We start from the raw sequence: 18,847 nt of genomic DNA, 5'->3' as shown, positions 1-18,847 counted from the left end.
ATGGGGCAAGTGTCACAATCACATGATTTAGGGGGCGGGCTGAAATCACGCCACGTCACCATGCTGTCTATTGCCGGGGTTATCGGCGCAAGTTTGTTTGTGGGTTCAAGCGTGGCGATTGCAGAAGCCGGTCCCGCAGTATTACTGGCCTATCTGTTCGCCGGATTGCTGGTGGTGATGATTATGCGCATGCTGGCCGAAATGGCCGTTGCCACCCCGGATACCGGTTCCTTTTCCACCTACGCCGATAAGGCCATTGGGCCGTGGGCGGGTTATACCATCGGCTGGCTGTACTGGTGGTTCTGGGTGTTGGTTATCCCGCTGGAAGCGAATATTGCCGCCATCATTCTGCACTCCTGGGTTCCAGGCATTCCTATCTGGCTGTTTTCTCTGGTTATCACGTTGGCATTAACCGGCAGTAATTTGCTGAGCGTCAAAAATTACGGTGAGTTCGAGTTCTGGCTGGCGCTGTGCAAAGTGATTGCCATTCTGGCGTTTATCACTCTCGGCGCGGTGGCGATTAGCGGTTTCTATCCCTATGCCGAGGTCAGCGGAGTTTCGCGTCTGTGGGATCAGGGCGGCTTCATGCCCAACGGTTTTGGCGCGGTGATCAGCGCGATGCTAATCACCATGTTCTCCTTTATGGGCGCAGAGATTGTTACCATCGCCGCCGCCGAGTCCGATACCCCGGATAAGCACATCGTCCGCGCCACCAACTCGGTTATCTGGCGTATCTCCATCTTCTATCTGTGCTCTATTTTTGTGGTCGTCGCGCTGATTCCGTGGAACATGCCGGGACTGAAAGAGGTGGGCTCTTACCGCTCAGTGCTGGAGTTACTGCATATCCCACACGCGAAGCTGATCATGGACTGTGTCATATTGCTCTCGGTAACCAGTTGTCTGAACTCCGCGCTGTATACGTCCTCGCGTATGCTTTACTCCCTGAGCCGTCGTGGCGATGCTCCCGCCTTTATGGGTAAAACGAACCGGAGTAAAACGCCTTATGTGGCGGTGTTGCTGTCTACGGGTGCCGCGTTCCTCACCGTGGTGGTCAACTATTACGCCCCGGCCAAGGTGTTCAAATTCCTGATCGACAGCTCTGGCGCCATCGCCCTGCTGGTTTATCTGGTGATTGCAATTTCCCAACTGCGGATGCGCAAAATCCTGCTGGCGCGAGGCGGTGAAATTAAACTGAAAATGTGGCTCTATCCGTGGCTTACCTGGCTGGTAATCGCCTTTATTATCTTTGTGCTGGTGGTGATGCTCTTTCGCCCGGCTCAACAACTGGAAGTTATCTCTACCGGGTTGTTAGCCATAGGAATTATTTGCACCGTGCCTATTATGTCACGCTGGAAAAAACTGCTATCGTGGCAAAAAGCACCGTTGCAAAATACGCATTAAACCTTTTCCCGGCGCAGGCCGGGAAAACCGTTCAGGAGTAAGACCATGACCGCCATTCCCCAACCGACGGCCATTGATGGATACCGCTGGCTGAAAAACGACATCATCCGCGGTGTGTATCAGCCTGATGAAAAACTGCGTATGAGCCTGCTGACCTCACGCTATGAGCTTGGCGTGGGACCGCTACGCGAAGCGCTTTCGCAGTTGGTTGCCGAGCGGCTGGTCACGGTGGTCAATCAGAAAGGGTATCGTGTCGCCCCAATGTCCGAACAGGAGTTGCTCGATATTTTCGATGCCCGCGCCAATATGGAAGCCATGCTGGTCGCGCTGGCCATTGAACGCGGCGACGACGCCTGGGAAGCTGAAATTCTGGCGCGGGCGCATATGCTCGGCAAGCTTGAAGCCGTTGACGCCAGTGAACAGATGCTCGACGAGTGGGATCAGCGCCATCAGGCTTTTCATTCGGCAATTGTCGCTGGCTGCGGTTCACAGTATCTGCTGCAAATGCGCGAACGGCTATTCGATTTGGCGGCGCGCTACCGGTTTATCTGGCTGCGAAAGACGGTGCTGTCGGTGGAGATGTTGGAAGATAAACACGATCAGCACCAAACCCTGACCGAAGCAATTCTGGCACGCGATGCCGCACGTGCCAGCGAATTAATGCGCCAGCACCTGCTGACGCCCATTCCGATTATTCAACAAGCGATGTCCGGCAAATTGCTGACGCAATAAGCCTGAACTTTCTTATTGTTCTGGAATACGCAAAACCTGCCCTGGATAAATTTTATCCGGGCTTTTCAGCATCGGTTTATTCGCTTCAAATATCTGGTTATACAGGTTGGCGTTACCGTATACCTGTTTGGCAATAGCGCTCAGGGTATCTCCTGATTTTACGGTATAAAACTGGCTTTCACTCGCCGGCGCAGAAGTTTTTACCTGATCGTCGACGCTGGCAATACCAGAGATATTACCAATCGCAATCAGGATTTTTTCTTTCGCTTCCTGACTTAATCCATCGCCAGAAACGGTGGCTTTACCTTCGTTAATTTGGACGTTCACTTTATCCGCATCCGGGATGCCCGTTTTGTTCAGGTGTTCCTGTACCTTTTTTGCCAGATCGGCAGTGTCATGGTTGCCAGTAACCGCATCCCACAGTTTTTCACCCGCATCTTTTACAAAATTAAAGAGTCCCATATCCACCTCGGTAGTTAACAATCAACACCAGGAAGTGTAGCAGAGGAGAAAGGAGCGCAAAGAAAACGGCGCCAGAGCGCCGTAGTAGAAAGGTAATTAGTTACGCGTTTGTATCCAGAAGGCGTGGATCAGACCCGGGATGTAGCCCAGCAGCGTCAGAACAATATTGAGGATAAATGCCCAGCCGAACCCCTTCCCCAGCAGCACGCCAAGCGGGGGCAGAATAATAGTAAAAACGATTCTCCAGAAACCCATACACACTCCATACAAGCAAAAAGTTACTCATTGTTTAAAAAGAGATTTTATCTCTAAGCATAGTCAGTGTACCTAACTCTGCCAGCCTTCCCCTGCTGTTTTACCCTCCTTTACGCTCTTTACGCTGGCGTACGTTGACCGTTTATTTTAGAATAAGCTTAATTTAGAACATACTTAAATACATATGACTGAACTTGAACAACTCCAGGCCAGCGCTGAGCAGGCTGCCGCCCTGCTAAAAGCGATGAGTAACCCGAAAAGGTTGCTGATTTTGTGCATGCTCTGCGGCTCACCCGGTACCAGCGCGGGCGAATTAGCCCGTGTTACCGGCCTGAGTCCTTCCGCCACTTCGCAGCATCTGGCGCGTATGCGTGAAGAGGGCCTGATAGACAGCCAACGCGATGCCCAGCGCATCCTGTACTCCATCAAAAATGCGGCCGTGAATTCACTGATCGCCACATTAAAAACACTGTATTGCCCATAAGGAGCCATCATGACCATTGGGACGATTTCCCCGCGCGAGGCGCAGACGCTGGTCGCACAAGGCGCAAAACTGATTGATATCCGCGATGCTGACGAGTATCTGTACGAGCATATTCCGGAGGCGCATCTGGCGCCATTACCTACGCTAGAGCAGGGATCGCTGCCTGCGAATTTACGCGCCGGGCAGGTGATTTTTCACTGCCAGTCAGGCAAACGTACACAAAACGCGGCGACAAAACTGAACGCTATTGCCGCGCCTGCGCAGGTCTGGTTGTTGGAAGGTGGTATTGACGGCTGGAAAGCCGCAGGTTTTCCGGTGGCAAAAGATCGTTCACAACCGTTACCGCTGATGCGCCAGGTGCAGATAGCCGCAGGCAGCCTTGCCTTACTCGGCGTCATTCTGGGCTACACCGTTAGCAGCGCCTTCTTCCTACTGAGCGGTTTTGTGGGCGCCGGGCTAATACTCGCTGGCGTGACCGGCTTTTGCGGCATGGCGCGATTGCTGGATATCATGCCCTGGAACCGACGTACTCATTAAGCGGTAATCATTGAAACTGCACTGTACCCGCTGATTGACGTGATCTATGGTGAGTTCTGCGATAAATAAAGGAGAGCAATATGTTTAAACCTGGCGATCTGGTTCAACCACGCATGGGTGGACCTAAACTGAAAGTTGTCGAAGTCAATGGCGATCACATTGTGGCGGTACACGCCAGTAATGAAAGCGGCGAAAAATTCACGCTAAAAGCAGCTGACGTGACGCGATATACCGAAGAGGGTGATTTTGGCGTTTGCTGAAAATAAGCGGTGAGGTCGCCCTCACCGCATTAATAATCAGATCAAAAAGTCATCAAGAGATTTACCGGCAGCCAGTGCCTGGGCAATTGGCTTCGGTGTGCGACCCTGTCCGGTCCATGTTTTTGTTTCACCATTGAGATCGGTAAAACGATATTTCGCCGGGCGCGGCTGACGTTTTTTAACTGAACGTGCCGTCGCAGGCGTCATGCTCAGCAGCTCTTCCGGATTGATCCCGTCTGCCTGCATCAGCGCCAGCAAAGTATTAATTTTTTCCTGCTGTTCTGCACGTTGGCGCTGTAGTTGTTCTTCTTCATCACGGCGTTCTTTGGTCACTACCCTAAATTTTTCAAGCATATCTTCCAGCACATCAACGGAAAATTCACGAGCCATTGCACGCAGCGAGCGGATATTATTTAAGTTTTTTAACATTGAACTCATATTAACAAAACCTCTTTAACGTAAAACATAAAAACGGTATTACCCTAAATATTGTATGCAACTGCTTATTATATTTCCAGTCTAATTTATTCGCATATTACTAATCAAAAAAGCTAATTCGTGTATTTATAGCATCCATTTTGACATCGCCTATGCGATATATTCTATTCCTCTGCTAGTCGCTATAAATATACCTGCAAGGAGTCTCAGGGTATCAGTCGAGAAACAGGCCACAACATCGCGCGGAGCCGGTGCGTATACATATTGCACATTAGTCAACATTGAGAAAAGGAGCGCAAAAAATTCAGAAAAACAAATTTCCATAACCCATTGATCTAAAATGCCTTTAATTAAATCAGCAACGAAAATACCAAAACGAACAAAAAACAAACCATTGCAGAGCATTTTATCGACAAAAAGGTAATAAATAAAAATTTTAAGCTAGTTGCTAGTTATTATCCAGGCAGATATCCTATTCAAACGCGAAAGCAACAAGACAAATCACTAGCAAGAAGGTATTCAAAACCTTTTTTTCCCTTTTTACAAGGAGCATTAACATGTTCTCTCCGCAGTCACGCTTGCGTCATGCAGTAGCAGACACGTTCGCGATGGTTGTTTATTGTTCTGTCGTGAACATGTTGATCGAAATATTCCTTTCAGGAATGAGCTTCGAACAGTCTCTGTACTCCAGACTGGTGGCTATCCCCGTCAACATCCTGATCGCGTGGCCATACGGCATGTATCGCGATTTGTTTATGCGCGCGGCGCGTAAAGCCACGCAAGCAGGATGGGGGAAAAACCTGGCGGACGTGCTGGCTTATGTCACCTTCCAGTCACCAGTGTATGTGATTATTCTATTGACGGTTGGCGCAGACTGGCACCAGATTACGGCTGCAGTAAGTTCGAACATCGTGGTATCAATGCTGATGGGCGCGGTCTATGGCTACTTTCTTGATTATTGCCGCCGCCTGTTTAAGGTCAGCAGCTATCACCAGGCTAAAGCCTGACAGATCTCTTCGCGACTGGCCCTGCCAGTCGCATTATTAGTTTGAACTAACGTCGCCAAACAACCCACTCAGATAACGCTCAAGCGCAATTCGCGAACTGAAGCCGTGCGGAATACCATAATGTTCGTGAGTCTCTCCGGCTAAATATAGCGGGAATTGCTGGTAGTGATCGCAGGTTTTAATATCCGTCGCAGGTTCCGCCAGCGAAGAGCTGCGCTCTTTTAGCGTGGGATGGATAACTAATGCGGTACGTCCCATACGTGCTTCACGGTTAACGTACACATAATTTTCGCCACGACGATAGCCGTACGTTTTTTGCGTCACTACATCGACGGTAAAGCCCACTTTTTCAAGTACGCGCGCCACCTCATCAGGTCGTAAATACATATATTTTCCTCGTTATCTTTTTTACTGCGGGCTTACCTTACCTGATTCAGCATTAGCAACGCTTTCAGAAAAGTCCATAAACGAGTGGCGATGGTGGGACGAATATCTTAAGAACCGCGCAGAATTATGTCAGCGACATCCGCAGTTGATACGCCGCCTGCTGCGCCATTTCCACCGAGCTGATGTTGGTAAACGACAGCAATATTCCCCCCTTTCCTGCTGAAGTTATTCGCCAGCGGCTTAACGCCTGAACCGCCAGCCCGACCTGATTCGCTTTGCGCACTAGCGCAACATCATCTCCGTCGACAGTTATCACCAGCTGAATCCCTCCTTCCTGAGGAATGACGTTAAATCCTTGTTCGCTCAGCGCGTTTTCCATCCATTGACGTCGCAGGGCATAATTCTGGCGCATACGTTTTAAGTGCCGCCAGAAGTGGCCATCTTGCATAAAATCCGCCAGCGTTTGCTGCCATAAAACCGGAACGCTACAGGCCGTTAGCGCCGCCTGCTGACGAAAATGTTCGACCTGAGTCAGGGGTACCACCAGCCATGCCGTGCGCAAAGCCGGAAACATCGATTTGCTGAACGTTCCGGCATAAATCACCCGCTGGGGCGCATCCAGACTTTTTAGCGGCGGCAACGGTTTACCGTGGTAGCGAAATTCACTGTCGTAATCATCTTCAATGATCCACGCCTGCGCCCGAGTCGCCCATTCAAGCAGTTGGTGGCGACGGTCTAATGACAGGGCGACGCCCAGCGGACTTTGGTGTGCGGGTGTGAGCAGCACAAAACGCGCCTGCGGGTAGTCACGGATCCCAGCGCAGACATCCAGGCCATCGGCATCAACTGCCACCGGCATCAGCTCAATGCGCTCCTGAGCCACCACGGGGTGAATCAACGGAAAGCCAGGATCTTCGACCCACATCCCCTCACCGGGTTGAGACAGAGCGCGCAGGATTAACGTCATTGATGCCGCGTAACCTGAAGTAATAAAAATCTGCTCCGGCTGGCACTCAATACTGCGTGAGACGCGTAGGTAATCGACAATCGCCTGACGTAACACCCGTTCGCCGCAAACATCGCCCACGGCCAGGTCAAAACGCGTTTGGGTGCGTAAACGCCGCCCCATCACCCGCGCCCAGACGTCCCGCGGGAAGAGATCGAGTGCGGGTAATCCCATCTGAAAAGGCTGCGGCCTGGGGTTTTCTCCGGCGAAGATAGCGGGAGACACAGGTGCGTTTTCCGGTCGCAGTTGCTCACTGACAAATGTTCCTGCCTGCCCGCGCCGCGTGAGCCAGCCCTGCGCCACCAGATCTGCATAGGCATTTTCCACCGTCGAACGTGATACCCCCTGCTCCTGGGCCCAGGTCCGACTGGAGGGCAATCTTGTGCCTGGCTTTAGTTCACCTTTCTCAATGGCGTTTTTTAACTGACGGGCGATTTGCTGATAGCGTGGCATTTATGGTCTGCTTTTTTGGCAACAATATGGCTCTCTGTAGCAGTCCATTATAGTGCTACATTGCGGGTCATCCAAACGAGGAGAAATACCATGACAATGTTACGCCAGCCCTATTATGAACTCAGTCCAGAAATCTATAACGCTTTGGTTCAGGCCAGCAAAGCGCTGGAAAACTGCGCGCTGGAACCTACGCTGACGGAACTGATTTACCTGCGAGTCTCGCAAATCAACGGCTGCGCCTTTTGCCTGGAAATGCACAGTAAGGCGCTGCGCAAATCCGGTGTTGCACAGGCCAAACTGGACGCGCTGGCAGGCTGGCGGGTGAGTCATCACTTCAGCGAGCAGGAGCGTGCGGCGCTGGCGTGGGCCGAATCCGTCACCCATATAGCCAGCACCCATGCCGAAGATGACGTTTATCTGCCGCTGCTCAACCATTTTAGCGCGAAAGAGATTAGCGATCTGACGTTTGCTATTAGCCTGATGAACTGCTTTAACCGTCTGGCGGTAGGGATGCGCATGTGATTCTGCGCTGCCGGATGGCGACATAAACGCCATCCGGCAACCTGCCATAGTTTCTATCACTTCCTCCGTCACGCTCATCACCCAGGCCCTCATCAATCTAAAATTACCATATCTTGTATGGTTGAATCTTTTTAAAACTACATCTAGTATCTCCTCTATCAAGACACACACAACCTGACGCCCTCTATCGCGTCATTCTTTTACTTTTAGATGGAAATACGAATCATGCGCATTGTTATTTACACTCGTAACAACTGTGTTCAGTGCCACGCCACTAAGCGGGCGATGGAAAGCCGCGGGTTTGACTTTGAGATGGTAAACGTCGATTTACACCCCGATATGGCTGATCGCCTGCGCGATCAAGGCTTTCGTCAGTTACCGGTCGTGGTCGCAGGGGAAACCAGTTGGTCAGGATTTCGCCCGGACATGATCAACCGTCTGCGCCCGGCTCCTCAAGTGGCCAGCGCATGAGTCAGCTCGTCTACTTTTCCAGCAGCTCCGAAAATACGCACCGCTTCATGCAGCGTCTGGGGCTGCCTGCCATCCGCATTCCGCTTAACGAACGCGAGCGGATCCGGGTAGACGAACCTTACATTTTAATCGTGCCCTCCTACGGTGGCGGCGGTACAGCTGGCGCGGTCCCGAGACAGGTGATCCGCTTTTTAAACGATACGCACAACCGGGCGTTAATCCGTGGAGTGATCGCCTCCGGCAATCGCAATTTCGGGGACGCCTACGGTCGCGCGGGTGATGTCATCTCACAAAAATGCGGCGTGCCGTGGCTCTATCGCTTTGAGCTGATGGGCACCCAAAGCGATATCGACAACGTGCAAAAAGGAGTGAGCGAATTTTGGCAACGACAACCGCAGAACGTGTAGAACAGCAGACGCTGGATTATCACGCCCTGAACGCCATGCTGAATCTGTACGATAAGGCCGGGCGCATTCAGTTCGACAAAGACCATCAGGCGGTGGAAGCATTCTTTACCGCCCACGTCCGCCCCAACTCGGTGGCGTTTGCCAGCCAGCAGGCGCGTCTGGACACGTTGGTGGATGAAGGCTATTACGATGCCAGCGTGTTAGCCCGCTACGATCGCGCGTTTGTGCTGAAGCTATTCGCCCACGCCCACGCCAGCGGATTCCGTTTCCAGACGTTCCTCGGCGCATGGAAGTTCTACACCAGCTATACGCTGAAAACGTTCGACGGGAAGCGCTATCTCGAAGACTTTGAGGATCGCGTAACGATGGTGGCGCTCACGCTGGCGCAGGGCGATGAAGCGCTCGCTCTGCAACTGACCGATGAAATGCTCTCCGGGCGTTTTCAACCCGCCACGCCAACCTTTTTAAACTGCGGTAAACAGCAACGCGGCGAGCTGGTTTCCTGCTTCCTGTTACGCATTGAAGACAACATGGGGTCAATTGGACGGGCGGTCAACTCGGCGCTGCAACTCTCCAAACGCGGCGGCGGCGTGGCATTTTTGCTCTCTAACCTGCGTGAGGCGGGTGCGCCCATTAAGCGCATTGAGAACCAGTCCTCTGGGGTGATCCCGGTAATGAAAATGCTGGAGGATGCGTTTTCTTATGCGAATCAATTAGGGGCGCGTCAGGGTGCGGGCGCGGTGTATCTGCACGCGCATCATCCGGATATTTTGCGTTTTCTCGATACCAAACGTGAAAACGCCGACGAGAAAATCCGTATCAAAACGCTCTCGCTTGGTGTGGTGATCCCGGATGTCACCTTCCAGTTAGCCAAAGAAAATGCCCAAATGGCGCTGTTTTCACCGTATGACGTGGAACGCATTTACGGCAAACCATTCGGTGATATCGCCGTAACTGAACGGTATGACGAACTGGTTGCCGACAAACGAGTGCGCAAAAAATACATTAACGCCCGCGATTTCTTCCAGCGGCTGGCCGAGATCCAGTTCGAGTCCGGCTACCCTTACATCATGTTTGAAGACACGGTGAATCGCGCTAATCCAATTGCCGGTCGTATCAATATGAGCAACCTGTGCTCAGAGATTTTGCAGGTTAACAGCGCTTCCACCTACGATGAAAACCTCAATTACGCACAAACAGGGCACGATATCTCCTGCAACCTCGGCTCGTTGAATATCGCTCATACCATGGATTCGCCAGACTTTGGTCGCACAGTGGAAACGGCGGTTCGCGGTTTAACGGCCGTTTCGGACATGAGCCATATCCGCAGCGTACCCTCAATTGAGGCCGGGAACAGCGCATCGCACGCTATCGGTCTTGGGCAGATGAACCTGCACGGGTATCTGGCACGGGAAGGTATCGCCTACGGCTCACCTGAAGGGCTGGATTTCACCAATCTCTATTTCTACACCATCACCTGGCATGCGCTGAATACGTCGATGAAGCTCGCCCGGGAACGCGGCAAAACTTTTGCCGGATTCAGGCAGTCCCGCTACGCCAGCGGTGAGTATTTTAACCAGTATCTGCAGGGCGACTGGCAGCCAAAAACCGCCAAGGTTCGCACACTGTTTGCCGCCAGCGGCATTACGCTGCCAACGCGTGAAATGTGGTCGCAGCTGCGTGAAGATGTCATGCGCTACGGCATTTATAACCAGAATTTACAAGCGGTTCCGCCAACGGGTTCTATCTCCTACATCAACCATGCGACATCAAGCATTCACCCGATCGTGTCAAAAGTGGAGATTCGCAAAGAGGGCAAAACCGGGCGCGTTTACTACCCTGCCCCGTTTATGACCAATGAGAATCTGGCCTTGTATCAGGATGCCTACGAGATTGGTCCACAAAAAATCATTGATACCTACGCTGAAGCAACGCGGCATGTCGATCAGGGGCTTTCACTGACGCTCTTTTTCCCCGATACCGCCACCACTCGCGATATCAACAAAGCGCAGATTTATGCCTGGCGTAAGGGCATCAAATCGCTGTACTACATCCGACTACGCCAGTTGGCGCTGGAAGGAACCGAAATCGAAGGTTGCGTGTCATGCGCGCTGTAAGGAGGACAACATGACATTATCCCGCGTGAGTGCCATCAACTGGAACAAGATTGAGGATGATAAAGATCTCGAGGTTTGGAATCGCCTGACCAGTAACTTCTGGCTACCGGAAAAGGTCCCGCTCTCCAACGATATCCCGGCCTGGCAAACGTTGAACGCCGCCGAACAGCAGCTGACTATCCGCGTTTTTACCGGGCTGACGCTGCTCGACACTATTCAGAACATAGCCGGTGCGCCAGCATTGATGGCCGATTCGTTAACGCCGCATGAAGAGGCGGTGCTATCGAATATCAGCTTTATGGAAGCGGTGCACGCCCGTTCGTACAGCTCAATTTTCTCCACACTTTGCCAGACCAAAGACGTGGATGCGGCTTACGCGTGGAGTGAAGAAAATACCCCACTCCAGCGCAAGGCGCAGATCGTTTTGACACATTACGCCAGCGACGAACCGTTGAAGAAAAAAATTGCCAGCGTGTTTCTGGAATCCTTTCTGTTCTATTCCGGCTTCTGGTTGCCAATGTATTTCTCCAGCCGCGGAAAACTGACCAATACCGCCGATCTCATTCGTCTGATCATTCGTGATGAAGCCGTTCACGGGTATTACATTGGTTATAAATATCAAAAAGGTCTGGAGCACATTTCTGAATCCGCACGCGAGGAGTTAAAGAATTTTGCCCTCGATCTGCTGATGGAATTGTATGATAACGAAGCGCGTTATACGGAAGAATTGTATGCAGAAACCGGCTGGGTGGATGACGTCAAAGCCTTCCTTTGCTACAACGCCAATAAGGCATTAATGAATTTGGGATATGAGGCATTATTCCCGCCAGAAATGGCGGAGGTTAACCCGGCAATCCTTGCCGCGCTGTCGCCCAACGCTGACGAAAACCACGATTTCTTCTCGGGTTCCGGCTCATCATACGTGATGGGAAAAGCTGTCGAAACCGAAGACGACGACTGGAATTTCTAGCACTCATTTCCGCGGGAAATACCGTACATTTTTCGCGGAAATATTTTAACAGGATCACACTTTTGTCGTGCAAATATAATTGTGTGATCTACACTCAATATCAGCCGCATTATTCGCCTGCATTTCAGCAATTCAGGCGACTTTTCATTGCCATTTACAAAAAATATTACCCCATTCACATTCGCGCTCAGCCCTTATATCACGGGAAGTCCCGCCACATGGCCTTCAGCAATATTCGTGCCACAAACAAATTCAGGGTTGTCTCAGATTCTCAGTATGTTAGGGTAGAAAAAGGTCACTATTTCCATCAGGTAATATATCGATATAAACAAATAACAGGAATCATTCTATTGCATGGCAATTAAATTAGAAGTTAAAAATCTCTATAAGATATTTGGAGAGCATCCGCAGAGAGCCTTCAAATATATTGAAAAAGGACTTTCAAAAGAGCAGATTCTGGATAAAACAGGGCTATCGCTTGGCGTTAAGAACGCCAGTCTGGCCATTGAAGAAGGCGAGATATTTGTCATCATGGGATTATCCGGTTCGGGTAAATCCACAATGGTACGCCTTCTCAATCGCCTGATTGAACCCACCCGCGGGCAAGTATTGATTGACGGCGTAGACATCGCCCGGATATCCGATGCTGAGCTTCGCGAGGTGCGCAGAAAAAAGATTGCGATGGTTTTCCAGTCCTTTGCCCTGATGCCGCACATGACGGTCCTGGACAATACGGCATTCGGCATGGAATTAGCCGGTGTTGGCGCGGATGAACGTCGTGAAAAAGCGTTAGATGCGCTGCGTCAGGTTGGTCTGGAGAATTATGCTCACGGATACCCGGATGAACTTTCCGGAGGGATGCGCCAGCGTGTGGGCCTCGCCCGTGCATTAGCCATTAACCCTGACATCTTATTAATGGATGAGGCCTTTTCTGCCCTCGATCCGTTAATTCGTACCGAGATGCAGGATGAACTGGTAAAACTACAGGCGAAACATCAACGAACCGTGGTCTTTATTTCCCACGATCTCGACGAAGCTATGCGTATTGGCGACAGAATTGCCATTATGCAAAACGGTGAAGTGGTCCAGGTCGGCACGCCAGATGAAATCCTGAATAATCCGGCCAATGATTATGTACGCACCTTCTTCCGCGGCGTTGATATTAGCCAGGTCTTTAGTGCCAAGGATATTTCACGTCGTAGCCCTGAAGGTTTAATTCGTAAAACGCCCGGGGTCGGTCCACGTTCAGCGCTGCAATTATTGCAGGACAAAGATCGCGAATATGGTTACGTGATCGAGCGCGGCAATAAATTCGTCGGCGTTGTCTCTATCGACTCTTTAAAAACAGCATTAAGTCAGGCGCAAGGTATTGAAGCGGCATTGATCGATGAGCCGCTAGCCGTGGATGCACAAACTCCTCTCAGCGAGTTGCTTTCTCATGTCGGCCAGGCCCCGTGCGCGGTGCCGGTTGTTGATGAGGAACAGCAGTATGTGGGCATCATTTCAAAACGCATGCTGTTACAGGCTTTAGATCGTGAGGGGGCAAACAATGGCTGATCAAACCAATCCGTGGGATACCACACCAGCGGCCGACAGTGCCGCACAAACCGCCGATGCCTGGAGTACGCCATCAGGCGCGCCAGCTGACGGCGGTGGCGCAGACTGGCTGACCAGCGCACCCGCGCCGGCGCCAGAGCATTTCAATATTATGGATCCGTTCCATAAAACGCTGATCCCGCTGGATAGCTGGGTCACAGAAGGGATCGACTGGGTCGTTACCCATTTCCGTCCGGTCTTCCAGGGCATTCGAGTCCCGGTGGATTATATTCTCAACGGCTTCCAGCAGCTTCTGTTGGGTATGCCTGCCCCGGTGGCGATTATCCTGTTCGCTCTGATTGCCTGGCAGATTTCCGGCGTTGGAATGGGCGTTGCTACGCTGATTTCATTGATTGCAATCGGGGCCATCGGCGCGTGGTCGCAGGCCATGATCACCCTGGCGCTGGTACTAACCGCGCTGCTGTTCTGCGTGGTGATCGGTCTACCGATGGGGATCTGGTTGGCGCGCAGTCCACGGGCGGCAAAAATTGTTCGTCCGCTGCTGGACGCCATGCAAACCACACCGGCGTTCGTCTATCTGGTGCCGATCGTCATGCTGTTTGGTATCGGCAACGTCCCGGGCGTGGTGGTGACGATTATCTTCGCCCTGCCGCCAATCGTGCGTCTGACCATTCTGGGGATTAACCAGGTGCCAGCCGACTTGATTGAAGCCTCGCGCTCATTTGGCGCCAGCCCGCGTCAGATGCTGTTTAAAGTCCAGCTCCCGCTGGCGATGCCTACCATTATGGCCGGGGTCAACCAGACGCTGATGCTGGCGCTCTCAATGGTCGTCATCGCGTCGATGATCGCCGTCGGCGGACTGGGTCAGATGGTTCTGCGCGGAATCGGTCGTCTGGATATGGGGCTTGCCACCGTCGGCGGGGTTGGGATCGTGATCCTCGCCATCATTCTCGACCGCCTGACGCAGGCTGTCGGTCGTGACGCCCGTAGCCGTGGTAACCGTCGCTGGTACACCACCGGTCCCGTTGGGCTTATCACTCGCCCATTCACGAAGTAATTCACCCGTTGCCCGGTGGCGCATTGCTTACCGGGCCTATACGTCCCTCCAATAATTAAGGAACAACGATGCGACAGAACGTCATTATTGCCACAGCGTTTGCCACCCTTGTCTCCACCAGCACTTTCGCTGCCGATCTGCCTGGCAAAGGCATCACTGTACAGCCAATCCAGAGCACTATCTCTGAAGAATCCTTCCAGACGCAACTGGTCGCCCGTGCGCTGGAGAAACTGGGTTATACCGTTAACAAAACAAGCGAAGTTGACTACAACGTCGGCTATACCTCCATTGCCTCTGGCGATGCAACTTTTACCGCTGTGAACTGGCAGCCGCTGCATGATGATATGTATGCCGCAGCGGGCGGAGACAAAAAGTTCTATCGCGAGGGGGTATTCGTTACGGGTGCCGCGCAAGGTTATCTGATCGATAAAAAAACCGCTGAGCAGTATAAAATCACCAACATTGCCCAGTTAAAAGATCCGAAGATCGCCAAAATCTTTGACACCAACGGCGACGGAAAAGCAGACATGATGGGCTGCTCGCCGGGCTGGGGCTGCGAAGCGGTGATCAACCACCAGAACAAAGCCTTCGATCTGGAAAAAACCGTCGAGGTAAGCCACGGTAACTATGCGGCGATGATGGCTGACACCATTACCCGCTTTAAAGAAGGCAAACCCATTCTTTACTACACCTGGACACCGTACTGGGTGAGCGACGTAATGAAACCGGGTAAAGATGTGGTCTGGCTGCAGGTGCCGTTCTCTTCCCTGCCAGGCGAGCAGAAAGACATTGATACCAAGCTGCCAAACGGCGCCAACTACGGCTTCCCGGTGAACACTATGCATATCGTCGCCAACAAAGCCTGGGCGGAGAAAAACCCGGCTGCGGCGAAACTGTTTGCCGTCATGAAGCTGCCGCTGGCAGATATCAACGCGCAGAACGCGATGATGCACGACGGGAAGGCATCTGAAGCCGACGTGCAGGGTCACGTTGACGGCTGGATCAAAGCCCACCAGCAACAGTTTGATGGCTGGGTGAAAGAAGCGCTGGCTGCGCAGAAATAACCCCCTCGTAGGCCTGATAAGCGTAGCGCCATCACACCAATGCCGGATGGTGGCGCGATGCGCCTTATCCGGCCTACACGCCCTCCTCCCAACCGCACAATCCATCACCCAACAAATCAGCAACATTTAATCACTTACGTTATGATTGTTTTCTGCAACCCATTTTTCAGTTGAAAACCATGACGAAAACCACTCAGGGACTTAGCCCTTCGCTGATCCTGTTAATGTCTATCGCCACCGGCCTCGCCGTCGCCAGTAACTATTACGCGCAGCCGCTGCTCGACACCATCGCACGTAACTTTTCGCTATCGGCCAGCACCGCTGGCTTTATCGTCACCGCGGCCCAGCTCGGCTATGCCGCCGGCCTGCTGTTTTTAGTACCGCTTGGCGATATGTTTGAACGTCGGATGCTGATCGTCTCCATGACGCTGTTAGCGGCAGGCGGCATGCTTATTACCGCCAGCAGCCAGTCGCTGGGCATGCTGATCCTCGGCACCGCCCTGACCGGGTTGTTCTCGGTAGTGGCACAGATTCTGGTTCCACTGGCGGCGACGCTTGCCACGCCGGATAAGCGCGGTAAAGTTGTCGGCACCATTATGAGCGGCCTGCTGCTGGGTATCCTGCTGGCGCGCACCGTGGCGGGATTACTGGCCAATCTTGGCGGCTGGCGCACCGTATTTTGGGTCGCATCGATATTAATGGCGCTGATGGCGATTGCGCTGTGGCGCGGTCTGCCGAAGATGAAATCAGATACTCATCTCAACTATCCACAACTGTTAGGCTCCGTATTCAGCCTGTTTATCCATGATAAATTGCTGCGTACCCGCGCGATGTTGGGCTGCCTGACCTTTGCCAATTTCAGTATTCTCTGGACCTCTATGGCGTTTTTGCTCGCCGCGCCGCCGTTTAACTACTCCGAAGGAACGATCGGGCTGTTTGGCCTGGCAGGGGCCGCAGGGGCGTTAGGCGCGCGTCCGGCAGGTGGTTTTGCCGATAAGGGAAAATCACATCTCACCACGACCACAGGTCTGTTATTACTGCTGCTCTCTTGGTGGGCTATCTGGTTAGGGCATAGTTCCGTGCCAATGCTGATTATCGGTATCCTGGTCCTGGACCTCACCGTTCAGGGTGTGCATATCACCAACCAGACGGTTATCTATCGCATTCATCCGGACGCGCGTAATCGCCTGACCGCCGGATACATGACCAGCTATTTTATTGGCGGGGCGGCAGGTTCGCTGATTTCGGCCTCCGCCTGGCAGCATGCCGGTTGGGCTGGCGTTTGTCTGGCCGGTACGACCGTTGCCCTACTCAACCTGTTGGTCTGGTGGCGAGGATATCACCGTCAGGAAGCCGTAAATTAAGCATATAGCGTATGTTTACCGCTGATTGGGCTCCGCAGGGTGTTAAGGAGCCCATCAGTCTGCTAAGGTTATAACTCATTGAACCAAGTTATATTAATTTCGGTAATGAAACCTATAACCCTATGGAAAGCCCGATATCCCAGTCTGAACCCAGTTCTGCGACGCTAACTGAAGGATTCAAAGACAGCCTGCCAATAGTCATCAGCTATATTCCGGTCGCTTTTGCATTTGGTCTCAATGCCACTCGCCTTGGCTTTACTCCGGTTGAAAGCGTGTTTTTCTCCTGCATTATCTATGCGGGAGCCAGCCAGTTTGTCATCACCACAATGCTCGCCGCAGGCAGTTCTTTGTGGGTCGCCGCACTGACCGTCATGGCCATGGATGTACGCCATGTTTTGTACGGACCTTCCCTGCGTAGCCGAATCGCCCAGCGACTGAGCAAACCCAAAAGCGCGCTGTGGGCCTTTGGCCTCACCGATGAAGTCTTTGCCGCCGCCACGGCGAAGCTGGTACGGGATAACCGGCGCTGGAGTGAAAACTGGATGATCGGCATTGCGCTATGCTCCTGGGCCTCCTGGGTGTTTGGCACGGTGATCGGCGCGTTTTCCGGTAGTGGTTTACTCAAGGATTACCCGGCAGTTGAAGCGGCGTTGGGCTTCATGCTCCCGGCGCTGTTCATGAGCTTCCTGCTCGCCTCTTTCCAGCGTCAACAAGCACTTTGTGTAACTGCAGCACTGGCCGGCGCGCTGGCTGGCGTCATGCTGTTTTCCATTCCTGCCGCCATCCTTGCAGGCATTGTCTGCGGATGTCTGACGGCTCTTATCCAGTCATTTTGGCAGGGAGGTCCCGATGAGCTATGAGATCCTGCTGCTTGGCCTGTTGGTTGGCTGCGTTAACTACTGTTTTCGTTATTTGCCGCTCCGTCTTGGAGTGGGGAATGTTCGCCCGACGAAGCGCGGCGCGACGGGCATATTACTCGACACCATTGGCATTGCATCAATTTGCGCCCTGTTGGTGGTGTCTACCGCGCCAGAAGTGATGCACGACTCTCGTCGGTTCGTGCCTACGCTGGTGGGGTTTGTCATACTGGGCGCAAGCTTCTATAAGACCCGCAGCATCATCATTCCAACCTTACTGAGTGCTCTGGGCTATGGATTAGCCTGGAAAATGCTGATTGTCTTATAGATAAAAACAATCATTTTAAATAAATAATACATTTACTTTATTTGTCACTGTCGTTACTATATCGGCTGAAATTAATGAGGTTATACCCAAATGGATAGTTCGTTTACGCCCATTGAACAAATGCTAAAATTTCGCGCCAGCCGCTACGAAGAGTTCCCTTATCAGGAAGTGCTTCTGACTCGTCTATGCATGCACATGCAGGGCAAGCTGCTGGAAAACCGCAATAAGATGCTGAAAGCTCAAGGGATTAACGAGACATTGTTTATGGCGTTGATTACGCTGGAGTCTCAGGAAAACCACAGTATTCAGCCTTCTGAACTGAGTTGCGCGCTTGGCTCGTCACGCACTAACGCAACCCGCATTGCGGATGAGTTAGAAAAACGTGGCTGGATCGAACGTCGCGAAAGCGATAACGATCGCCGCTGTCTGCATCTGCAATTGACCGAGAAAGGCCACGCATTTTTGCAAGAGGTGTTACCGCCTCAGCATAACTGCCTGCATCAGCTTTGGTCATCTCTCAGCACCACCGAAAAAGATCAGCTTGAGCAAATTACCCGTAAACTTCTGACCCGTCTTGACCAGATGGAGCAGGATGGCGCGGTATTAGAAGCGTTGCGCTAACGCGCCGACTCGCTCAGAAATCCAGATTTATAAATGAAAAAACCGACAGGCCAGCACGCATACTGCTGGCCTGTCTGATAAACAGGTCGG

General features: G+C 52.3%; 23 protein-coding genes. 18 read left to right on the top strand and 5 right to left on the bottom strand.

Annotated elements, in window-relative coordinates; genetic code table 11:
• Both gabP and csiR read left to right on the top strand, forming a co-directional pair.
• Complete coding sequence (gene gabP / locus HVZ39_RS06075) at positions 1-1,401, top strand: GABA permease (protein ID WP_016154136.1); 1,401 nt, start codon at positions 1-3, stop codon at positions 1,399-1,401.
• Positions 1,402-1,446: 45 nt separating this feature from the next.
• Entirely contained in the window at positions 1,447-2,133 is a 687-nt protein-coding gene (gene csiR / locus HVZ39_RS06070; protein WP_049270954.1) for a DNA-binding transcriptional regulator CsiR, read from the top strand.
• A 12-nt stretch (positions 2,134-2,145) separates the two neighbouring features.
• Here the strand turns inward: csiR and lysM are convergent, their stop codons facing one another.
• Positions 2,146-2,595, bottom strand: coding sequence for a peptidoglycan-binding protein LysM (gene lysM, locus HVZ39_RS06065; protein WP_016154138.1), 450 nt, complete (start codon positions 2,593-2,595; stop codon positions 2,146-2,148).
• 96 nt (positions 2,596-2,691) lie between these two features.
• Positions 2,692-2,850 (bottom strand): YqaE/Pmp3 family membrane protein, encoded by a 159-nt coding sequence (locus HVZ39_RS06060; RefSeq protein ID WP_003037242.1) that lies wholly within the window; start codon positions 2,848-2,850, stop codon positions 2,692-2,694.
• A gap of 184 nt (positions 2,851-3,034) precedes the next feature.
• On the opposite strand from HVZ39_RS06060, the gene HVZ39_RS06055 reads away from it, so the two are divergent.
• The 3 genes from HVZ39_RS06055 to HVZ39_RS06045 all read left to right on the top strand — a co-directional run bounded on the left by HVZ39_RS06055 (position 3,035) and on the right by HVZ39_RS06045 (position 4,131).
• A complete protein-coding gene (locus HVZ39_RS06055) occupies positions 3,035-3,334 on the top strand; it encodes a metalloregulator ArsR/SmtB family transcription factor (RefSeq protein WP_016154139.1) in 300 nt (99 codons plus the stop codon).
• Between the two features lie 9 nt (positions 3,335-3,343).
• Entirely contained in the window at positions 3,344-3,871 is a 528-nt protein-coding gene (locus tag HVZ39_RS06050; RefSeq protein ID WP_016154140.1) for a rhodanese family protein, read from the top strand.
• An 80-nt stretch (positions 3,872-3,951) separates the two neighbouring features.
• The gene (locus HVZ39_RS06045) at positions 3,952-4,131 is read left to right on the top strand and encodes a hypothetical protein (RefSeq protein WP_016154141.1); all 180 of its coding nucleotides are present in this window, start codon (positions 3,952-3,954) and stop codon (positions 4,129-4,131) included.
• Between the two features lie 36 nt (positions 4,132-4,167).
• Here HVZ39_RS06045 and stpA read toward each other — a convergent pair whose 3' ends face one another.
• The gene (stpA, locus tag HVZ39_RS06040; RefSeq protein WP_019077523.1) at positions 4,168-4,569 is read right to left on the bottom strand and encodes a DNA-binding protein StpA; all 402 of its coding nucleotides are present in this window, start codon (positions 4,567-4,569) and stop codon (positions 4,168-4,170) included.
• A gap of 557 nt (positions 4,570-5,126) precedes the next feature.
• Between stpA and alaE the strand changes: the two genes are divergently transcribed.
• Entirely contained in the window at positions 5,127-5,576 is a 450-nt protein-coding gene (alaE, locus tag HVZ39_RS06035; protein ID WP_016154144.1) for an L-alanine exporter AlaE, read from the top strand.
• A gap of 36 nt (positions 5,577-5,612) precedes the next feature.
• On the opposite strand, the gene HVZ39_RS06030 is transcribed toward alaE, so the two are convergent.
• Both HVZ39_RS06030 and HVZ39_RS06025 read right to left on the bottom strand, forming a co-directional pair.
• A complete protein-coding gene (locus HVZ39_RS06030; protein WP_016154145.1) occupies positions 5,613-5,963 on the bottom strand; it encodes a DUF2002 family protein in 351 nt (116 codons plus the stop codon).
• Positions 5,964-6,087: 124 nt separating this feature from the next.
• Entirely contained in the window at positions 6,088-7,422 is a 1,335-nt protein-coding gene (locus HVZ39_RS06025; protein WP_181633332.1) for a PLP-dependent aminotransferase family protein, read from the bottom strand.
• A gap of 90 nt (positions 7,423-7,512) precedes the next feature.
• Between HVZ39_RS06025 and HVZ39_RS06020 the strand changes: the two genes are divergently transcribed.
• From HVZ39_RS06020 to emrR, 12 genes are all read left to right on the top strand, one after another.
• The gene (locus tag HVZ39_RS06020; RefSeq protein WP_131346641.1) at positions 7,513-7,944 is read left to right on the top strand and encodes a carboxymuconolactone decarboxylase family protein; all 432 of its coding nucleotides are present in this window, start codon (positions 7,513-7,515) and stop codon (positions 7,942-7,944) included.
• Between the two features lie 225 nt (positions 7,945-8,169).
• Positions 8,170-8,415, top strand: a complete 246-nt coding sequence (gene nrdH / locus HVZ39_RS06015) for a glutaredoxin-like protein NrdH (protein WP_016157297.1) — start codon at positions 8,170-8,172, stop codon at positions 8,413-8,415.
• The gene (nrdI, locus tag HVZ39_RS06010) at positions 8,412-8,822 is read left to right on the top strand and encodes a class Ib ribonucleoside-diphosphate reductase assembly flavoprotein NrdI (RefSeq protein WP_016157298.1); all 411 of its coding nucleotides are present in this window, start codon (positions 8,412-8,414) and stop codon (positions 8,820-8,822) included. Before nrdH ends, nrdI begins: the two co-directional genes overlap by 4 nt.
• The gene (gene nrdE, locus HVZ39_RS06005; RefSeq protein ID WP_181633331.1) at positions 8,795-10,939 is read left to right on the top strand and encodes a class 1b ribonucleoside-diphosphate reductase subunit alpha; all 2,145 of its coding nucleotides are present in this window, start codon (positions 8,795-8,797) and stop codon (positions 10,937-10,939) included. Before nrdI ends, nrdE begins: the two co-directional genes overlap by 28 nt.
• A 10-nt stretch (positions 10,940-10,949) precedes the next feature.
• Positions 10,950-11,909, top strand: a complete 960-nt coding sequence (gene nrdF / locus HVZ39_RS06000; protein WP_019077528.1) for a class 1b ribonucleoside-diphosphate reductase subunit beta — start codon at positions 10,950-10,952, stop codon at positions 11,907-11,909.
• Between the two features lie 354 nt (positions 11,910-12,263).
• Positions 12,264-13,466: a glycine betaine/L-proline ABC transporter ATP-binding protein ProV gene (gene proV, locus HVZ39_RS05995; protein ID WP_016157301.1), complete on the top strand. Its 1,203-nt coding sequence runs from the start codon at positions 12,264-12,266 to the stop codon at positions 13,464-13,466.
• Complete coding sequence (gene proW, locus HVZ39_RS05990) at positions 13,459-14,523, top strand: glycine betaine/L-proline ABC transporter permease ProW (protein WP_016157302.1); 1,065 nt, start codon at positions 13,459-13,461, stop codon at positions 14,521-14,523. Before proV ends, proW begins: the two co-directional genes overlap by 8 nt.
• 68 nt (positions 14,524-14,591) lie before the next feature.
• The gene (proX, locus tag HVZ39_RS05985) at positions 14,592-15,587 is read left to right on the top strand and encodes a glycine betaine/L-proline ABC transporter substrate-binding protein ProX (RefSeq protein WP_016154154.1); all 996 of its coding nucleotides are present in this window, start codon (positions 14,592-14,594) and stop codon (positions 15,585-15,587) included.
• Positions 15,588-15,766: 179 nt separating this feature from the next.
• Complete coding sequence (locus tag HVZ39_RS05980; RefSeq protein ID WP_047358817.1) at positions 15,767-16,951, top strand: MFS transporter; 1,185 nt, start codon at positions 15,767-15,769, stop codon at positions 16,949-16,951.
• Between the two features lie 122 nt (positions 16,952-17,073).
• Positions 17,074-17,811, top strand: a complete 738-nt coding sequence (locus HVZ39_RS05975) for an AzlC family ABC transporter permease (RefSeq protein WP_019077531.1) — start codon at positions 17,074-17,076, stop codon at positions 17,809-17,811.
• Complete coding sequence (gene ygaH / locus HVZ39_RS05970) at positions 17,801-18,136, top strand: L-valine transporter subunit YgaH (protein ID WP_181633330.1); 336 nt, start codon at positions 17,801-17,803, stop codon at positions 18,134-18,136. Before HVZ39_RS05975 ends, ygaH begins: the two co-directional genes overlap by 11 nt.
• Positions 18,137-18,226: 90 nt before the next feature.
• Entirely contained in the window at positions 18,227-18,757 is a 531-nt protein-coding gene (gene emrR / locus HVZ39_RS05965) for a multidrug efflux transporter EmrAB transcriptional repressor EmrR (protein WP_003037300.1), read from the top strand.
• The last annotated feature ends 90 nt before the right edge of the window (positions 18,758-18,847 follow it).

Origin of the sequence: Citrobacter sp. RHB35-C21, assembly GCF_013816515.1 — a bacterium.
GTDB lineage: Bacteria > Pseudomonadota > Gammaproteobacteria > Enterobacterales > Enterobacteriaceae > Citrobacter > Citrobacter braakii.
This window is presented reverse-complemented; position numbering and strand designations above follow the sequence as displayed.

Bases quoted from the DNA above. Each gene is read 5' to 3' on its own strand.
- HVZ39_RS05980 (WP_047358817.1), top strand. From the start codon at position 15,767: ATGACGAAAACCACTCAGGGACTTAGCCCTTCGCTGATCCTGTTAATG.
- HVZ39_RS06030 (WP_016154145.1), bottom strand. From the start codon at position 5,963: ATGTATTTACGACCTGATGAGGTGGCGCGCGTACTTGAAAAAGTGGGC.
- proV (WP_016157301.1), top strand. From the start codon at position 12,264: ATGGCAATTAAATTAGAAGTTAAAAATCTCTATAAGATATTTGGAGAG.
- HVZ39_RS06050 (WP_016154140.1), top strand. From the start codon at position 3,344: ATGACCATTGGGACGATTTCCCCGCGCGAGGCGCAGACGCTGGTCGCA.
- proX (WP_016154154.1), top strand. From the start codon at position 14,592: ATGCGACAGAACGTCATTATTGCCACAGCGTTTGCCACCCTTGTCTCC.
- HVZ39_RS06025 (WP_181633332.1), bottom strand. From the start codon at position 7,422: ATGCCACGCTATCAGCAAATCGCCCGTCAGTTAAAAAACGCCATTGAG.
- HVZ39_RS06055 (WP_016154139.1), top strand. From the start codon at position 3,035: ATGACTGAACTTGAACAACTCCAGGCCAGCGCTGAGCAGGCTGCCGCC.
- nrdI (WP_016157298.1), top strand. From the start codon at position 8,412: ATGAGTCAGCTCGTCTACTTTTCCAGCAGCTCCGAAAATACGCACCGC.
- emrR (WP_003037300.1), top strand. From the start codon at position 18,227: ATGGATAGTTCGTTTACGCCCATTGAACAAATGCTAAAATTTCGCGCC.
- lysM (WP_016154138.1), bottom strand. From the start codon at position 2,595: ATGGGACTCTTTAATTTTGTAAAAGATGCGGGTGAAAAACTGTGGGAT.
- csiR (WP_049270954.1), top strand. From the start codon at position 1,447: ATGACCGCCATTCCCCAACCGACGGCCATTGATGGATACCGCTGGCTG.
- HVZ39_RS06060 (WP_003037242.1), bottom strand. From the start codon at position 2,850: ATGGGTTTCTGGAGAATCGTTTTTACTATTATTCTGCCCCCGCTTGGC.
- nrdH (WP_016157297.1), top strand. From the start codon at position 8,170: ATGCGCATTGTTATTTACACTCGTAACAACTGTGTTCAGTGCCACGCC.
- alaE (WP_016154144.1), top strand. From the start codon at position 5,127: ATGTTCTCTCCGCAGTCACGCTTGCGTCATGCAGTAGCAGACACGTTC.
- proW (WP_016157302.1), top strand. From the start codon at position 13,459: ATGGCTGATCAAACCAATCCGTGGGATACCACACCAGCGGCCGACAGT.
- HVZ39_RS06020 (WP_131346641.1), top strand. From the start codon at position 7,513: ATGACAATGTTACGCCAGCCCTATTATGAACTCAGTCCAGAAATCTAT.
- ygaH (WP_181633330.1), top strand. From the start codon at position 17,801: ATGAGCTATGAGATCCTGCTGCTTGGCCTGTTGGTTGGCTGCGTTAAC.
- HVZ39_RS06045 (WP_016154141.1), top strand. From the start codon at position 3,952: ATGTTTAAACCTGGCGATCTGGTTCAACCACGCATGGGTGGACCTAAA.
- stpA (WP_019077523.1), bottom strand. From the start codon at position 4,569: ATGAGTTCAATGTTAAAAAACTTAAATAATATCCGCTCGCTGCGTGCA.
- nrdF (WP_019077528.1), top strand. From the start codon at position 10,950: ATGACATTATCCCGCGTGAGTGCCATCAACTGGAACAAGATTGAGGAT.
- gabP (WP_016154136.1), top strand. From the start codon at position 1: ATGGGGCAAGTGTCACAATCACATGATTTAGGGGGCGGGCTGAAATCA.
- HVZ39_RS05975 (WP_019077531.1), top strand. From the start codon at position 17,074: ATGGAAAGCCCGATATCCCAGTCTGAACCCAGTTCTGCGACGCTAACT.